Raw genomic sequence first — 15,077 nt, 5'->3', positions numbered from 1 at the left:
CCGTGCAAAATGTTGATGTCGCCATTGTTGGCGGCGGTATGGTCGGGCTGGCGCTGGCCTGCGGTTTACAGGGCAGCGGCCTTCGCGTGGCCGTGCTGGAGCAAAAAGCGCCGCAGCCCGTCGCGCAGGATGCCCCGCCGGAACTCCGCGTCTCGGCGATCAATGCCGCCAGCGAGAAATTGCTGACGCACCTTGGCGTCTGGGCAGATATTGTGGCGCAGCGCGCCAGCTGCTATCACGGCATGGAAGTGTGGGATAAAGACAGCTTTGGTCATATAGCCTTTGACGATGAAAGCATGGGCTATAGCCATCTGGGTCACATCATCGAAAACGCGGTGATCCACCACGCGCTGTGGCAGAAAGCGCAGCAGTGCAGCGACGTGACGCTGGTTGCGCCCGCGCAGATCCAGCAGGTGGCATGGGGTGAAAACGAGGCGTTTATCACCCTACAAAGCGGCGACATGCTGACCGCGCGTCTGGTGGTCGGTGCCGACGGTGCGAACTCCTGGCTGCGCAACAAAGCCGATATCCCGCTGACCTTCTGGGATTACCGCCATCATGCGATGGTGGCAACGATCCGCACCGAAGAGCCGCACGGCGGCGTGGCGCGGCAGATTTTCCACAACGACGGCATTCTGGCGTTCCTGCCGCTGAGCGATCCGCACCTGTGCTCTATCGTCTGGTCACTGGTGCCGGAAAAAGCGCAGCTGATGCAGGAGGCGACGCCGGATGCCTTTAACCAGGCGCTGTGCATGGCGTTTGATAACCGCCTTGGCTTGTGCACGCTTGAAAGCGAGCGTCAGGTGTTCCCGTTAACCGGCCGCTACGCGCGTCAGTTTGCGGCGCACCGTCTGGCGCTGGTGGGCGATGCGGCCCATACCATTCATCCGCTGGCCGGGCAGGGCGTTAATCTTGGCTTTATGGACGCGGCGGAGCTGGTAGAAGAACTGCGTCGCCTGCATCGCGAAGGGAAAGATATCGGTCAGCATCTCTACCTGCGTCGCTATGAGCGCAGCCGCAAGCACAGCGCGGCGATGATGCTGGCGGGGATGCAGGGCTTCCGCGAGCTGTTTGCCGGGGCGAATCCGGCGAAAAAACTGCTGCGCGATATCGGTCTTAAACTGGCCGATACGCTTCCTGGCGTCAAACCTCAACTTCTCCGTCAGGCGATGGGTCTTAACGATCTCCCTGACTGGCTGCGCTAACTTAGATCCACGTCACACTTTATTTTCCCGGCCGCTGCGCCGGGGAAATTCCCTCGTTTGAAATAATCTAATTCCACCTCATTTTTCGCATTAGATTAACTAATGTCGCGTTTTTTCCGGTGCGGAAATTCGGCCCGTTTTTCCGCACGAAATATCACCATGTGCTAAATCTTGTTAGATCATTGTTAATTTTGTGCGGGGTTAATCGCATTTTTCCAGTGAATAACTCTGTAGGCTTTTCAGCGTTTTTTGGTCATAAGCTAATGTGATGGCCCGTTTTACCTTATGGTTAACCGCCGGTTTCGGTGGTAAGTTCAGGTAAAAGAGAACGTTTGCGTCGGCATTCGGGAACGAGGCCGATACCGGGTTTCACGGTGAATTTTTCAACGAGGACAAGATGGCTCAACAGACTCCTTTGTACGAACAACACGTGTTATGCGGCGCCCGCATGGTGGACTTCCACGGCTGGATGATGCCGCTGCACTACGGCTCGCAGATTGATGAGCACCACGCGGTGCGCACCGATGCCGGTATGTTCGACGTGTCACACATGACGATTGTCGATCTGCGCGGTAGCCGCACCCGGGAGTTCTTGCGTTATCTGCTGGCAAACGACGTCGCTAAACTGAAGACGCCGGGCAAAGCGCTCTACACCGGCATGCTGAATGCCTCGGGCGGCGTGATTGATGACCTTATCGTCTATTACTTCACTGAAGATTTCTTCCGCCTCGTTGTAAACTCCGCCACCCGCGAAAAAGACCTCTCCTGGATCACCCAACACGCCGAACCTTATGCCATCGATATCACCGTCCGTGACGATCTGTCGCTGATCGCCGTGCAGGGTCCTAACGCGCAGGCGAAAGCCGCGTCTCTGTTTACCGACGAGCAGCGCAAAGCAACCGAAGGCATGAAGCCGTTCTTCGGCGTGCAGGCGGGCGATCTGTTTATCGCCACCACCGGCTACACCGGTGAAGCGGGCTACGAAATTGCGATGCCAAACGAGAAGGCCGCTGATTTCTGGCGCGCGCTGGTGGAAGCGGGCGTGAAGCCTGCGGGTCTGGGCGCGCGCGATACGCTGCGTCTGGAAGCGGGGATGAACCTCTACGGTCAGGAGATGGACGAAAGCGTTTCTCCGCTGGCCGCCAATATGGGCTGGACCATCGCGTGGGAACCGGCTGACCGCGACTTTATTGGCCGTGAAGCGCTGGAGATGCAGCGCGAGAAGGGCACTGAACAGCTGGTTGGTCTGGTGATGACGGAAAAAGGCGTGCTGCGCGGCGAACTGCCGGTGCGCTTCACCGATGCCGACGGCAATCATCGCGAAGGCGTGATCACCAGCGGTACCTTCTCCCCGACGCTGGGCTACAGTATTGCACTGGCACGCGTGCCGGCGGGCATTGGCGAAACGGCGGTAGTGCAAATCCGCAACCGCGAAATGCCGGTCAACGTGACCAAACCGATTTTTGTTCGCGCCGGTAAGCCGGTCGCCTAATCATTTTTATCAGGAGAACTTCAATGAGCAATGTGCCAGCAGAACTGAAATACAGCAAAGAACACGAGTGGCTGCGCAAAGAGGCGGACGGCACTTACACCGTAGGGATCACCGAGCATGCGCAAGAGCTGCTGGGCGACATGGTGTTTGTTGACCTGCCTGATGTGGGCACGACCGTTAGCGCGGGCGACGACTGCGCCGTAGCGGAGTCCGTAAAAGCGGCTTCTGACATCTACGCTCCTGTGAGCGGTGAAATCGTTGCCGTTAACGACGCGCTGAGCGATTCGCCAGAGCTGGTGAACAGCGAGCCGTATGAAGGCGGCTGGATCTTCAAGATCAAAGCCAGCGACGAATCTCAGGTTGCCGCGCTGCTGGATGCGACCGCGTACGAAGCACTGTTAGAAGACGAGTAATTGTTTATCCCCCTCTCCCTCCGGGAGAGGGCAGGGGTGAGGGTGCCAGTCTTCCCCTCACCCTAACCCTCTCCCGGAGGGAGAGGGAACTTAAATTCACTGCACGTTTCAGGAACCATCGCTCATGACACAGACTTTAAGCCAGCTTGAAAACCGTGGCGCCTTCATTGAACGTCACATTGGGCCGGATGCTCAGCAACAGCAGGAGATGCTGAAGACAGTTGGCGCGGATTCATTAAACGCACTGATCGGCCAGATTGTGCCAAAAGACATCCAGCTTGCCACGCCGCCTCAGGTGGGGGAAGCCACCACGGAATTCGCCGCGCTGGCGGAGCTGAAGGCTATCGCAGGCCTGAACAAGCGCTATAAGTCTTACATTGGCATGGGCTACACCAACGTGCAGCTGCCGCCGGTTATCCTGCGCAACATGCTGGAAAACCCGGGCTGGTACACCGCTTACACCCCTTATCAGCCAGAAGTCTCTCAGGGCCGTCTGGAAGCGCTGCTGAACTTCCAGCAGGTGACGCTGGATCTGACCGGCATGGATATCGCCTCCGCTTCTCTGCTGGATGAAGCGACCGCCGCTGCCGAAGCAATGGCGATGGCAAAACGCGTCAGCAAGCTGAAAAACGCTAACCGATTCTTCGTGGCGGCGGACGTGCATCCGCAGACGCTGGACGTGGTACGCACCCGTGCGGAAACCTTCGGCTTTGACGTGATCGTCGACGACGCCGACAAAGTGCTGGATCACCAGGACGTCTTCGGCGTGCTGCTGCAGCAGGTAGGTACGACGGGTGAAGTTCACGACTACGGCGCGCTGATTGCCGAGCTGAAGTCCCGCAAAGTGGTTGTCAGCGTTGCCGCCGATTTTATGGCCCTGGTGCTGCTGACGGCGCCGGGCAAACAGGGCGCGGATATTGTCTTCGGTTCTGCGCAACGCTTCGGCGTGCCGATGGGCTACGGCGGCCCGCATGCGGCGTTCTTCGGCGCGAAAGATGAATTCAAACGCTCCATGCCTGGCCGTATTATCGGCGTCTCAAAAGATGCTGCCGGTAACACCGCGCTGCGCATGGCGATGCAGACCCGCGAGCAGCATATCCGCCGCGAGAAAGCGAACTCTAACATCTGTACCTCCCAGGTGCTGCTGGCCAACATCGCCAGCCTGTACGCCGTGTTCCACGGCCCGGCTGGCCTGAAGCGTATTGCCAGCCGCATTCATCGCCTGGCCGATATTCTGGCCTGCGGTCTGCAGCAGAAAGGCCTTAAGCTGCGCCACGCTCACTACTTCGACACCCTGTGCGTGGACGTGGCGGACAAAGCGGCCGTGCTGGCGCGCGCGGATGCAGCAAAGATCAACCTGCGCAGCGACATTCACAACGCCGTCGGCATTACGCTGGATGAAAGCACCACCCGTGACGATATCCTGAACCTGTTTAGCGTGTTGCTGGGTGACGCGCACGGTCTGGACGTTGATACGCTGGACAAAGACGTGGCGCTCGACAGCCGCTCCATTCAGGAAAGCATGCTGCGTAATGATGCGATCCTGACGCACCCGGTCTTTAATCGCTACCACAGCGAAACCGAGATGATGCGCTATATGCACTCTCTGGAGCGCAAGGATCTGGCGCTGAACCAGGCGATGATCCCGTTGGGATCTTGCACCATGAAGCTGAACGCCGCGGCAGAGATGATCCCTATCACCTGGCCGGAGTTTTCCGAGCTGCACCCGTTCTGCCCGCCAGAGCAGGCGGAAGGTTATCACATGATGATCAACCAGCTTTCCGACTGGCTGGTGAAGCTGACCGGTTATGACGCGCTCTGCATGCAGCCTAACTCCGGCGCGCAGGGCGAGTACGCGGGCCTGCTGGCGATCCGTCACTATCACGAAAGCCGCAGCGAAGGTCACCGCGATATCTGCCTTATCCCTAGTTCCGCGCACGGTACCAACCCGGCCTCTGCCCAGATGGCGGGCATGGAAGTGGTGGTGGTGGCGTGCGATAAGAACGGCAACATCGATCTGGCCGACCTGCGTGCGAAAGCCGAGCAGGCGGGTGACAAGCTCTCCTGCATCATGGTGACCTACCCGTCCACTCACGGCGTGTACGAAGAGACCATCCGTGAAGTGTGCGAAGTGGTGCACCAGTTCGGCGGTCAGGTTTACCTCGACGGCGCGAACATGAACGCGCAGGTGGGCATCACCTCTCCGGGCTTTATCGGTGCGGACGTGTCGCACCTGAACCTGCACAAAACCTTCTGCATCCCGCACGGCGGCGGCGGCCCGGGCATGGGCCCAATCGGTGTGAAAGCGCATCTGGCACCGTTTGTGCCAGGCCACAGCGTAGTGCAGATTGAAGGCATGCTGACCCGTCAGGGCGCGGTCTCAGCGGCACCGTTCGGCAGCGCCTCTATTCTGCCAATCAGCTGGATGTATATCCGCATGATGGGTGCGGAAGGACTGAAGCAGGCGAGCCAGGTGGCGATCCTCAACGCCAACTATATTGCGACTCGCCTGAAGTCCGCCTTCCCGGTGCTTTACACCGGCCGCGACGGTCGCGTGGCGCACGAGTGCATCCTCGATATTCGTCCGCTGAAAGAGCAGACCGGCATTAGCGAACTGGATATCGCCAAGCGTCTGATCGACTACGGCTTCCACGCGCCAACCATGTCGTTCCCGGTGGCGGGTACGCTGATGGTTGAGCCAACGGAGTCCGAGAGCAAAGCCGAGCTGGACCGCTTTATCGACGCGATGCTGGCGATCCGCATGGAGATCGACCGCGTGCAGGACGGTGAGTGGACGCTGGAAGATAACCCGCTGGTCAACGCACCGCACACCCAGCACGAGATGGTCGCAGAGTGGAACCACGGTTATTCCCGCGAGCTGGCGGTCTTCCCGGCAGGCGTGGCAAACAAATACTGGCCGACCGTGAAGCGTCTCGATGACGTCTACGGCGACCGTAACCTGTTCTGCTCCTGCGTGCCGATGAGCGAATACCAGTAATAATGCTGATGTAGTAACGTAGGCCGGGTAAGGCGAAGCCGCCACCCGGCTTTTTTATTGGGAGAAGCGAATGGCAATTGCACTCGTCACCGGCGCGAGCCGGGGTATCGGTAAAGCCACTGCGCTGCAGCTGGCACGCGAAGGCTACACCGTGGCGGTGAATTTTCACCATAACATCAAGGCCGCGACGGACGTGATCAATCAGATTGTTGAGGCAGGCGGTAAAGCGTTTGCCGTGCGCGCGGATATCAGTGATGAAGCGCAGGTTATGGCGATGTTTGACAGTATCGATCGTGAAGGCGAGCCGCTAACGGCGCTGGTGAACAACGCGGGTATTCTGTTCGAGCAGTCGACCATCGAAAGCCTCTCAGCCGAGCGCATTAACCGCGTGCTGGCCACCAACGTCACGGGTTATTTTCTCTGCTGTCGCGAGGCGGTAAAGCGTATGTCGCACAAACATGGTGGTAAAGGAGGCGCGATAGTGAACGTCTCTTCCGCCGCCTCCCGTCTGGGCGCACCGGGGGAATATGTGGATTACGCCGCCTCCAAAGGGGCGGTGGACTCGCTGACGACGGGATTATCGCTGGAGGTGGCAGCACAGGGCATTCGCGTCAACTGCGTACGCCCCGGGCTGATCTATACCGATATCCACGCCTCCGGCGGCGAGCCGGGGCGCGTGGATCGGGTGAAATCCATGCTGCCCATGCAGCGCGGCGGCCAGCCGGAGGAAGTCGCTCAGGCCATTACCTGGCTGCTGAGCGACAAAGCCTCCTACGTGACCGGCAGCTTCCTGGAGCTGGCGGGCGGAAAGTAACAACTACGACGCCAGCCACAGCCGCAGCCGCATGCCCCAGCTGCTGGTCCAGCCGGTGGTGATCGACTTCACCTCTCCGTGAGAGATCACCACCAGCGTGGGCGTGACCTGCACGTCCCACTGGCGAGACAGGCTTCCGCTGGCGTCGTTGACCGTCGGCAGCGTCATTTTCTTCTTCGCCAGCCATCTCTCCAGCGTGGCGTTATCACCGGAGCGCAGCGCAACCGACATCACGTTGCCGCCCTCTGCAGCAAGTGACGATACGGATGGCGTGGTGTAGCGGCATACGCCACACCAGGTAGCCCAGACGTACACCAGCAGAGGACGTTCCTCACTCATGGCGATAAGGTCGACGGGCTTACCGTCGAGCGTTTGCAGCGCGGCTGAGGCGAAATTCTGCGGCAGCTCGGGCTGGCGGAAATAATCTACCGCCAGGCTCACGGCAACGCCGATCAGCAGCCACATTGCGAGTTCGCGCACCTGGCGCGGGAGCTTACTGGCCACGGGCTTGCGTCAGCTGTTCTTTCACCAGCGCCTCCAGATCCTCATAAGGAATGGCTCCCGCGACCATCTGGTCGCCAATGATGGTCGCCGGGGTGCCCTGAATATTCAGCACCTGCGACAGGATCAGGTTCATTTTCAGAGAGTCCATGGTTTTATCCTCTGTCTTAATGCTGTCCGTCCCGGTCTTTGTCTGAGCCGTCGCGATGCTGGCATCGTCGTGATACCCTTTTTTCATCATCAACCGCTGGTGCAGCGCCCAGAATTTCTCAGGCTGTTGCTGCCACACCGAAAGCGCCGCTTTTGCCGCATTCACCGAGCTTTGGCCCTTGAACGGTAACAGCTTAACGATGAGCTGCACGTCCGGGTTGTCATGCACGATTTTCTCAAGCTTAGGGTCGAACTGCTTGCAGTAAGGGCAGTTGTAGTCAGTGAAAGAGACAATAATCAGCTTTGGCGCTTTTGCGCCGGTACGCGGACTATTGGGGTCGTTGAACAGCAGTTTAGCCAGCTGGTCACTGGACGCGTCATCTGACGGCGCGGCAACGCTGAACGTGGATAAAGACAGCAGAAGCAAGGCAATAAAGGCTCTCATGTTATTTTCCTTTCGCATCGGACAGGGTGGTAAGCACCGCGTCGCGGCTTAATAACGCAGGCAGCACGTGGCCCTGCGGTAATCCCGGTCCGTAAATCTGGTTAAACGGCACGGCGGCGCTGCCGCGCGTGGTTAAGAACTGACTAATGCTGGCGGAAGGGCGGCTCCAGTCTCCGCGCAGGGCGACAATATCCGGTGCGGAAAGCGCATCCTGCACGTCGTCGCGCAGCAGCACGTTGTATTTATTGGCTTTACAGGTCACGCACCAGTCGGCGGTCACGTCAACAAACACCCGCTTGTTGTCAGCCAGCGCGCGGGCAATCGCCTCTTCACTCAGCGGCTGCCAGTTCACCCGATCGCGACGGCCGTGCTCCCCGCCGGGGGCGGTTATAAACGCCGCTGCGGCGGCAACGACCAGGGCAAAGGCACCGGCACACAGCGCGGTTTGCCAGCGGTAGCGCCAGGCAGTAACCAGCAGCAGGATAAGGCTCAGCGTCACACCCAGCGTGATAACGGGCAGCGTGCCGATATGCACCACCAGCAGGCTCAGCAGCCACAGGGACGAGCCGAGCATCATCAATCCCAATATCACTCGCACCACGTTCATCCAGCGCCCTGGACGCGGCAGCCTCTGTGCCAGCCCCGGCCAGGCCGCCACCAGCAGCCAGGGAAGGCTCATGCCGACACCCATCGCAAAGAAGATGCCCCACAGCAGCGGGAGCGGTGCCGCCAGCGCAACCGACACGGCAGTACCCAGGAACGGCGCGGTGCAGGGCGTTGCCAGCAGGGTGGCAAACGCGCCTTGCCAGAAATGGCCCGCGAGCCCGTTGCCGCCGCGCGTGGCGAGGAAGGTGCTGGCAGAGGAGGGGAGGCGGATCTCAAACAATCCCAGCAGGCTGGCGCTGAACAGCACCATCACCAGCGCCATCGCAGCGATAAACCACGGGTTCTGGAACTGGATCCCCCAGCCGAGCGCCTGATTACCTAAACGCAGCACCGTCATCATTAGCGCCAGCGCAAGGAACGAAATGACGATCCCGCCTACCGAGGCAAGAAACTGCCTGCGTATCTGGCCGCGCGCCTGACGTTCGGTTTGCATCAGCGTGCCGAGCTTCATGGCCAGAACGGGCAGCACGCAGGGCATGACGTTGAGGATCAGGCCGCCAGCCAGCGCCATCAGCAGCACCCAGCCTAACGAGAACGCTGGCGTGAGGGTACCTTTACCGATATCCAGACTGGACGCCTGCGCCTGGCCGCTATCCGCGAGAACGACTGACAGCGTTTTGCCGCTGATGTCAGGAGCCGCGTCGCCCCAGCTGTCCGTCACCGGGATGGTGGCGACAAGCGACCCGCTGCGCACGGAAAAGGTTGGCTTGCCGAAATCAACATCGTCCATGCTGTCGATAAACAGCGAGGGCTGCTGCCAGCCTGCGTCACGTTGTGCCGTTACGGTCAGCTTCCCGGAGGTGTAGCTGGCGCTAATCGCTGACGTCAATCCGCTACTGAGCGGTAGCGTGCCCATCGCCCGACGGTAATCGTAATCAAAGTCGCCGCCCGCGCTGGTCGTCAGATCCAGTGAGAAGGGGTAGTCGGTGAGAATACAGACGTTGCTGCAGGTAGACAGCGTCAGCACGCCGCTCAGGGTTTTTGGCGACTCGCCACGCACCGTAATGGGAAAACTCACGTCGCCGTGATAACCCTGCGTGGTGATGCCAGCAACGTCGAAACGCTCGGGCGTAGGCCAGCGCCAGGTGGCATCAACCGGTTGATGCCAGAGAATGGCAGGGGCAACGCCCCCTTCTCCCGGCGAGCGCCAGTAGGTTTTCCACCCTTTTTCAAGGGCAACATCCAGCAGCAGGCGGGTATCGCCATTATTGTCAGGCTGCGCGCGCAGCCTGACGCTGGCGTGCTGATTATCGGCGGCACGTAGCCAGCCGCTGTCGGCGGCCTGGCTGAGGGGCAGCCATAGCCAAAGCAGGCAGACCAGCAGTCGCCTGAATACAGTAAACATAAATTTTCTCCGTAAATGATGAATTAACCTGATGTGTCAGGCGAATGCTCATTCACGGAATACGCAGAGTCTTAGATGTACCCGTAATCGGGGCGGGGAGATAACGCGGGGAGGCCACAGCCGCTCGCGGCGTGGCGGATTAGCGGCCAGTAGCGCAAGAAGCAGGGTGACGGCAAAGAGAGCACCTTCAAACAGTATTGGCGGAACGGCCATCAGCGATTTCGCGCTGAGTTCACAGGGCGTCACCGGTGCGTCGATGCTCTCCTGCCCCTGCTGGACAGGCTGGCTTGCGGCGGTGACGTTCATGACAAGCGCGTGCATCCCGGCCATCCGCTGGGCGGTGCATATCAGCACCACCAGACAGGCCAGGGCAACAAGCAGGATAGCGTTGCGTTGTCGTTTGATCATCTTTGCCTCAAATATTCACGAGGCTTATCTTATAGGGCGCAGGTTTTTTGGCAACGCTTAAGCTGTAAAGAAGTGTCTGGGAGATAAGAGGTTTGCCCTCTCCTCTGCGAGGAGAGGGCGATGTATTACAGCGTTTCGCCGTTGCTGGCGATAACAGTTTTGTACCAGTCAAAGCTCTTCTTACGGGAACGGGACATGTCGCCGGTGCCGTCGTCGTGCTTGTTCACGTAGATAAAGCCATAGCGCTTGCTGTACTGACCGGTGGTGAAGGAGACGCAGTCGATACAGCCCCACGGGGTGTAGCCCATCAGATCCACGCCGTCGTACGTCACGGCCTTCATCATCTCTTTCACGTGGGCGCGCAGGTAGTCGATGCGGTAGTCATCGTTGATGCTGCCGTCTTCTTCCACTTTGTCGTAGGCGCCGAAACCATTCTCCACGATAAACAGCGGCTTCTGATAGCGCTCGTACAGTTCGCACAGCGCATAGCGCAGGCCCACCGGGTCAATCTGCCAGCCCCAGTCGGAGGCTTTGACGTGCGGATTCGGCACGCTGCCTTCGAAGCCGGAAATCGCATCGCCGGTGCCGCCTTCCGCTTTGACCGCGTTGGTCATGTAATAGCTGAAGCCCAGGTAGTCGCACGTTCCTTCACGCAGGATCTGTTCGTCCCCCGCTTCCATGTTGATGGAGAAACCGCGGCGCTCCCACTCGTTCAGCACGTAGGACGGGTAGTAACCGCGCAGCTGGACGTCGGTAAAGACGTAGCGCTCGCGCATGGATTCCTGGGCGAACATCACGTCTTCTGGTTTGCAGGAGAACGGGTAGAGGGCCACCATCGCCAGCATGCAGCCGACTTTCATCTCCGGGTTAATACGACGCGCAGCTTTCACCGCCAGCGCGCTGGCCACAAACTGGTGGTGCAGCACCTGGTACATGGTCTCTTCCGGATTGTCGTGTTCGGTATAGACCACGCCGGAGCAGCAGTAGCCGAACAGCGGCGCGCGCCAGTTACGCTGGTTGTTGATTTCGTTGAAGGTCATCCAGTATTTGACCTTATTTTTGTAGCGCTCAAACACGACTTCAGAGAAGCGCACAAAGAAATCGACCACTTTGCGGTTGGTCCAGCCGCCGTACTCCTGCACCAGGTGCAGCGGCATTTCGAAGTGGGAGAGGGTGATGACCGGCTCGATGTTGTACTTCAGCAGCTCGTCGAACATGTCGTCGTAGAACTTTAGCCCTTCTTCGTTTGGCTGCGTTTCATCACCTTTCGGGAAGATGCGTGTCCAGGCGATGGAGGTGCGGAAGCACTTGAAGCCCATTTCGGCAAACAGCTTGATGTCTTCTTTGTAGTGGCCGTGGAAATCTACCGCATCGTGGTTTGGGTAGTATTTACCCGGCACCACCTCCTGAGTGATTTCACGCGGGACGCCGTGGGCGCCGCCGGTCAGGACGTCGCAAATGCTTGGCCCTTTGCCGCCTTTATTCCAGCCGCCTTCAACCTGGTGAGCCGCCACCGCGCCGCCCCATAAAAAATCTTTCGGTAAGGTCAGTTTTTTCATCTTTGCTATTTCTCAATTCAGGACTTATTGAAATCGAGTCTAGCAAAGCGAAATTAAATGTCACGATATAACAATTTGTGCTCAATGTGATTTGTTACATCAAAAAAACAGGGTGTTTTATTCTGCTAATTTCTTCGCCAGCTTACGCCCAAGCGATTCCAGAATATAGATGACGGGAATTTGGGTGGTAATATCGTACACGCCTGCAATACGCGTTTGAGGCACATGCCAGGAGAGGTTAAAGTCCGCCAGCTTTGCCAGGCGTGAGTGTTCGTGACTGGTGATAGAGAGCACCTTGCAATGGTGCAGACTGAACTGGCTGGCAAAGCGCAGGATCTCCTCGGTTTCACCCGAGACGGAGAGCACGATAGCCAGCGCATTTTTTGCCATATCATTGGTGACGGGAAAATAAGGATCGTCGATATGGTTGCTGAATTTTCCGATATTTGAAAAAAAGCGCGCGCCATATTTTGCCAGTGAACCGGATGTGCCCGCTCCGACAAATATAATGCGTTCTGAAGATAAAATAATATCTACAGCGTCATCTAATAACGCATCAAACTCTTCATTGTTGACGCTTTTAAAGAAGCTAATAATTTCACTGGCACCAAAATTGGCCTGCTGCGGCTCATTTTGCTCTAAATAGAGCTTAAAGCGCACGCGAAATTCAGAGTAGCCGTCGCAGTTCAGCTTGCGGCAAAAGCGCAGGATAGTGGTGGTGGAGACGCCAGCCGCGTCCGCCAGTTCGCGGATGGTCATGTACATCACTTTGTCACGGTTCTTAATGACGTAGTTGTAGACCATCATCTCAAGATTGTTGAGACTGGCAACGGCGGAATGGGTGAACATACTCACGGCAGCAAAACTCTCATTCAGACAGCATTTTCTCATCATAACATGCCGGCAGACGGCATAACTCAATTTTATACCCTTGATTCTTAATGATTAATTTTAAATGTGAACAAATGTTAGGTGAGTTATTGTTGTATACATATGATTTATATTGATATTTTTATAGTTGAAATTATTTTAGCTAACAGGTGTTCACTGGAATCATTCTCAGTTAGCATAGTCAGGCGATGAATAATCATCTTTTGTTTTCCCGGAGTTAAGTATGGTAAGCAGACCATTAATCGCACAGGGATATTCGCTGGCTGAGGAAGTAGCCAACAGCATAAGCCACGGCATAGGCCTGGTTTTTGGGATTGTCGGTTTAGTATTACTGCTGGTGCAGGCGGTGGACACCAACGCCAGCGCGATGGCTATTACCAGCTACAGCTTGTATGGCGGGAGTATGATCCTGCTCTTCCTGGCCTCGACGCTGTATCACGCTATTCCCCATCAACGGGCTAAGATCTGGCTCAAAAAATTTGACCACTGCGCTATCTATCTTCTTATCGCAGGCACCTACACGCCGTTTTTGCTGGTGGGATTGAACTCGCCGCTGTCGCGTGGCCTGATGATTGTCATCTGGAGCCTGGCGCTGCTGGGGATCTTGTTTAAGCTGACCATCGCACACCGTTTTAAGGTGCTGTCGCTGGTGACCTATCTGACGATGGGCTGGCTGTCGCTGATTGTGGTATATCAACTGGCGATTAAGCTGGCGGTTGGGGGCGTAACGCTTCTGGCAGTGGGCGGTGTGGTCTACTCGCTGGGCGTGATTTTCTACGTCTGCAAGCGCATTCCGTATAACCACGCTATCTGGCACGGCTTCGTGCTGGGCGGCAGCGTGTGTCACTTTTTGGCGATTTATTTGTATGTGGGGCAGGTGTAGTTTGTTGTCGGGTGGCGGCTTCGCCTTACCCGACCTACGGGATCAGTAGGCCCGGTAAGCGCAGCGCCACCGGGCGATACAGCATCACTCATCCAGTGAATACGGCAGCGGTTCAATGCTCAACGTATTGGCATCATCGCGCACGCGGAATACGCTGTCGGCTTCCATATCGTTATTCATGACGACCTGCACCAGCAGACGACCATCATCCAGCTGAACGGCGGCGAGTACCGTGCCGGTACGGCGCCAGTTTTCACCCATTTTCAACTCGAGATCTTCACCTGCTTCCGGAACGCGGCTGGCGCGGCCCGCCAGTGTCCACAGGGCGCGTTTGTTGGCACCGCGGAATTTTGCACGTGCCACCATCTCCTGGCCGGTGTAACAGCCTTTCTTAAAGCTGATGCCACCCAACGCCTGGATGTTTGTCGCCTGCGGAATAAACTGTGCGCTGTTCACCGCGTCAATGACGGGCAAACCCGCTTCAATGTTCAGCGCCAGCCACTGTTGGCTGTTATTCAACTGCGCTTCACCGCGCAGGGCGTCGGTCACGCGTTCAGCGGTAGCAGCATCCGTCACCAGCAGGAAACGCTCGGCAGGATGCTCAAACCACAAAATAGAGGTCTCACCTTCGCTGACCACCTGTTTTTCCGCATCCGGCAGTTCGCTGAAGAGATTTTTGAGCGCTGCACGCGCCTGGAAACCTGCCACACCCAGCAAAACATGCTCGTCGTCCGGCGCGATGGTGACTTTGGAAAACACCGCATATTTTTTCAGTTCGGTCAGCTGGGCATCACGCAGGCTGCGGCGTTCAATTAAGGCAAACCCATCCTGGCGGCGGAACAGGCGTAGATTGCTCCACATTTTTCCTTTTGGATCGCAGTGCGCTGCCAGCAGGTGCTGGTGTTCAGTCAGCTGCGCAACGTCTGCCGTCACCTGCCCCTGCAGGTATTTTTCGGCGTCGGCACCGGTAAGCGTCGCCAGCGCCCAGTCATCAAGAGTCATCAGCGTCAGCGGCAGACGCGCAGAGGCGGCGGGCTGGCGAGGAGTAAATGGAGTAAATGCCATAGTGATATCCTGAATTGCTTAACGCTTTGATAATGCCTAATGGTAAAAGAGACTACAGCCATTGCAAGCGCTTTCAGCACGCCATTCGTGCCATCGTGCGGTTATGCGTAGCGTCACGCAAAATAATGTAATTCACTGTCTTTAGAGTGGTTATTCTGGAATCCGGCTCGGCGATTGCAATATTCCAGTAAAGAAACGGCCAAAAACACGTTACACTAGCAACTGTTCCCGGAAAGAAATAA

13 protein-coding genes are annotated in these 15,077 nt (G+C 57.5%); 6 read left to right on the top strand and 7 right to left on the bottom strand.

Annotated features, from left to right (window positions below; all coding sequences use genetic code 11):
- The first annotated feature begins 2 nt into the window (after positions 1–2).
- From ubiI to ACOQH0_RS18750, 5 genes are all read left to right on the top strand, one after another.
- Positions 3–1,205, top strand: coding sequence for an FAD-dependent 2-octaprenylphenol hydroxylase (ubiI, locus tag ACOQH0_RS18770; RefSeq protein ID WP_253179009.1), 1,203 nt, complete (start codon positions 3–5; stop codon positions 1,203–1,205).
- Positions 1,206–1,602: 397 nt separating this feature from the next.
- Positions 1,603–2,697 (top strand): glycine cleavage system aminomethyltransferase GcvT, encoded by a 1,095-nt coding sequence (gcvT, locus tag ACOQH0_RS18765; protein ID WP_010435344.1) that lies wholly within the window; start codon positions 1,603–1,605, stop codon positions 2,695–2,697.
- 23 nt (positions 2,698–2,720) lie between these two features.
- Complete coding sequence (gene gcvH / locus ACOQH0_RS18760; protein ID WP_008499718.1) at positions 2,721–3,110, top strand: glycine cleavage system protein GcvH; 390 nt, start codon at positions 2,721–2,723, stop codon at positions 3,108–3,110.
- Positions 3,111–3,234: 124 nt separating this feature from the next.
- The gene (gene gcvP, locus ACOQH0_RS18755) at positions 3,235–6,108 is read left to right on the top strand and encodes an aminomethyl-transferring glycine dehydrogenase (RefSeq protein WP_348555859.1); all 2,874 of its coding nucleotides are present in this window, start codon (positions 3,235–3,237) and stop codon (positions 6,106–6,108) included.
- 70 nt (positions 6,109–6,178) lie between these two features.
- On the top strand, positions 6,179–6,922 hold the full coding sequence (locus tag ACOQH0_RS18750; RefSeq protein ID WP_089600025.1) for an SDR family oxidoreductase: 744 nt from the start codon (positions 6,179–6,181) through the stop codon (positions 6,920–6,922).
- A gap of 3 nt (positions 6,923–6,925) precedes the next feature.
- Here the strand turns inward: ACOQH0_RS18750 and ACOQH0_RS18745 are convergent, their stop codons facing one another.
- From ACOQH0_RS18745 to ACOQH0_RS18720, 6 genes are all read right to left on the bottom strand, one after another.
- A complete protein-coding gene (locus ACOQH0_RS18745; RefSeq protein ID WP_421510976.1) occupies positions 6,926–7,426 on the bottom strand; it encodes a protein disulfide oxidoreductase in 501 nt (166 codons plus the stop codon).
- On the bottom strand, positions 7,416–8,018 hold the full coding sequence (locus ACOQH0_RS18740) for a DsbA family protein (RefSeq protein ID WP_421510975.1): 603 nt from the start codon (positions 8,016–8,018) through the stop codon (positions 7,416–7,418). The genes ACOQH0_RS18745 and ACOQH0_RS18740 overlap by 11 nt, the downstream gene beginning before the upstream one ends.
- Before the next feature lies 1 nt (position 8,019).
- Positions 8,020–10,029, bottom strand: coding sequence for a protein-disulfide reductase DsbD family protein (locus ACOQH0_RS18735; protein ID WP_421510974.1), 2,010 nt, complete (start codon positions 10,027–10,029; stop codon positions 8,020–8,022).
- A 48-nt stretch (positions 10,030–10,077) separates the two neighbouring features.
- Positions 10,078–10,437 (bottom strand): copper resistance protein, encoded by a 360-nt coding sequence (locus ACOQH0_RS18730; protein ID WP_211446515.1) that lies wholly within the window; start codon positions 10,435–10,437, stop codon positions 10,078–10,080.
- A 125-nt stretch (positions 10,438–10,562) separates the two neighbouring features.
- Positions 10,563–11,996, bottom strand: coding sequence for a 6-phospho-beta-glucosidase BglA (gene bglA / locus ACOQH0_RS18725; protein WP_421510973.1), 1,434 nt, complete (start codon positions 11,994–11,996; stop codon positions 10,563–10,565).
- A 117-nt stretch (positions 11,997–12,113) separates the two neighbouring features.
- Positions 12,114–12,845, bottom strand: coding sequence for a MurR/RpiR family transcriptional regulator (locus tag ACOQH0_RS18720; protein ID WP_010435329.1), 732 nt, complete (start codon positions 12,843–12,845; stop codon positions 12,114–12,116).
- A gap of 265 nt (positions 12,846–13,110) precedes the next feature.
- On the opposite strand from ACOQH0_RS18720, the gene trhA reads away from it, so the two are divergent.
- Positions 13,111–13,770 carry a PAQR family membrane homeostasis protein TrhA gene (gene trhA, locus ACOQH0_RS18715; protein WP_003863433.1) on the top strand — a complete coding sequence of 220 codons (660 nt, stop codon included), beginning with the start codon at positions 13,111–13,113 and terminating at the stop codon, positions 13,768–13,770.
- Positions 13,771–13,854: 84 nt separating this feature from the next.
- Here the strand turns inward: trhA and ygfZ are convergent, their stop codons facing one another.
- Positions 13,855–14,835: a tRNA-modifying protein YgfZ gene (gene ygfZ / locus ACOQH0_RS18710; protein WP_333065137.1), complete on the bottom strand. Its 981-nt coding sequence runs from the start codon at positions 14,833–14,835 to the stop codon at positions 13,855–13,857.
- Positions 14,836–15,077 lie beyond the last annotated feature (242 nt).

Source organism: Enterobacter sp. JS8-1 (genome assembly GCF_049187015.1).
GTDB classification, from domain to species: domain Bacteria; phylum Pseudomonadota; class Gammaproteobacteria; order Enterobacterales; family Enterobacteriaceae; genus Enterobacter; species Enterobacter mori.
Note: the sequence above shows the minus strand (reverse complement) of the source record. Positions and strands in the feature narration are given on the sequence as shown.

Bases quoted from the DNA above. Each gene is read 5' to 3' on its own strand.
- gcvT (WP_010435344.1), top strand. From the start codon at position 1,603: ATGGCTCAACAGACTCCTTTGTACGAACAACACGTGTTATGCGGCGCC.
- gcvH (WP_008499718.1), top strand. From the start codon at position 2,721: ATGAGCAATGTGCCAGCAGAACTGAAATACAGCAAAGAACACGAGTGG.
- gcvP (WP_348555859.1), top strand. From the start codon at position 3,235: ATGACACAGACTTTAAGCCAGCTTGAAAACCGTGGCGCCTTCATTGAA.
- ACOQH0_RS18750 (WP_089600025.1), top strand. From the start codon at position 6,179: ATGGCAATTGCACTCGTCACCGGCGCGAGCCGGGGTATCGGTAAAGCC.
- ACOQH0_RS18740 (WP_421510975.1), bottom strand. From the start codon at position 8,018: ATGAGAGCCTTTATTGCCTTGCTTCTGCTGTCTTTATCCACGTTCAGC.
- ACOQH0_RS18735 (WP_421510974.1), bottom strand. From the start codon at position 10,029: ATGTTTACTGTATTCAGGCGACTGCTGGTCTGCCTGCTTTGGCTATGG.
- ACOQH0_RS18730 (WP_211446515.1), bottom strand. From the start codon at position 10,437: ATGATCAAACGACAACGCAACGCTATCCTGCTTGTTGCCCTGGCCTGT.
- bglA (WP_421510973.1), bottom strand. From the start codon at position 11,996: ATGAAAAAACTGACCTTACCGAAAGATTTTTTATGGGGCGGCGCGGTG.
- ACOQH0_RS18720 (WP_010435329.1), bottom strand. From the start codon at position 12,845: ATGTTCACCCATTCCGCCGTTGCCAGTCTCAACAATCTTGAGATGATG.
- trhA (WP_003863433.1), top strand. From the start codon at position 13,111: ATGGTAAGCAGACCATTAATCGCACAGGGATATTCGCTGGCTGAGGAA.
- ygfZ (WP_333065137.1), bottom strand. From the start codon at position 14,835: ATGGCATTTACTCCATTTACTCCTCGCCAGCCCGCCGCCTCTGCGCGT.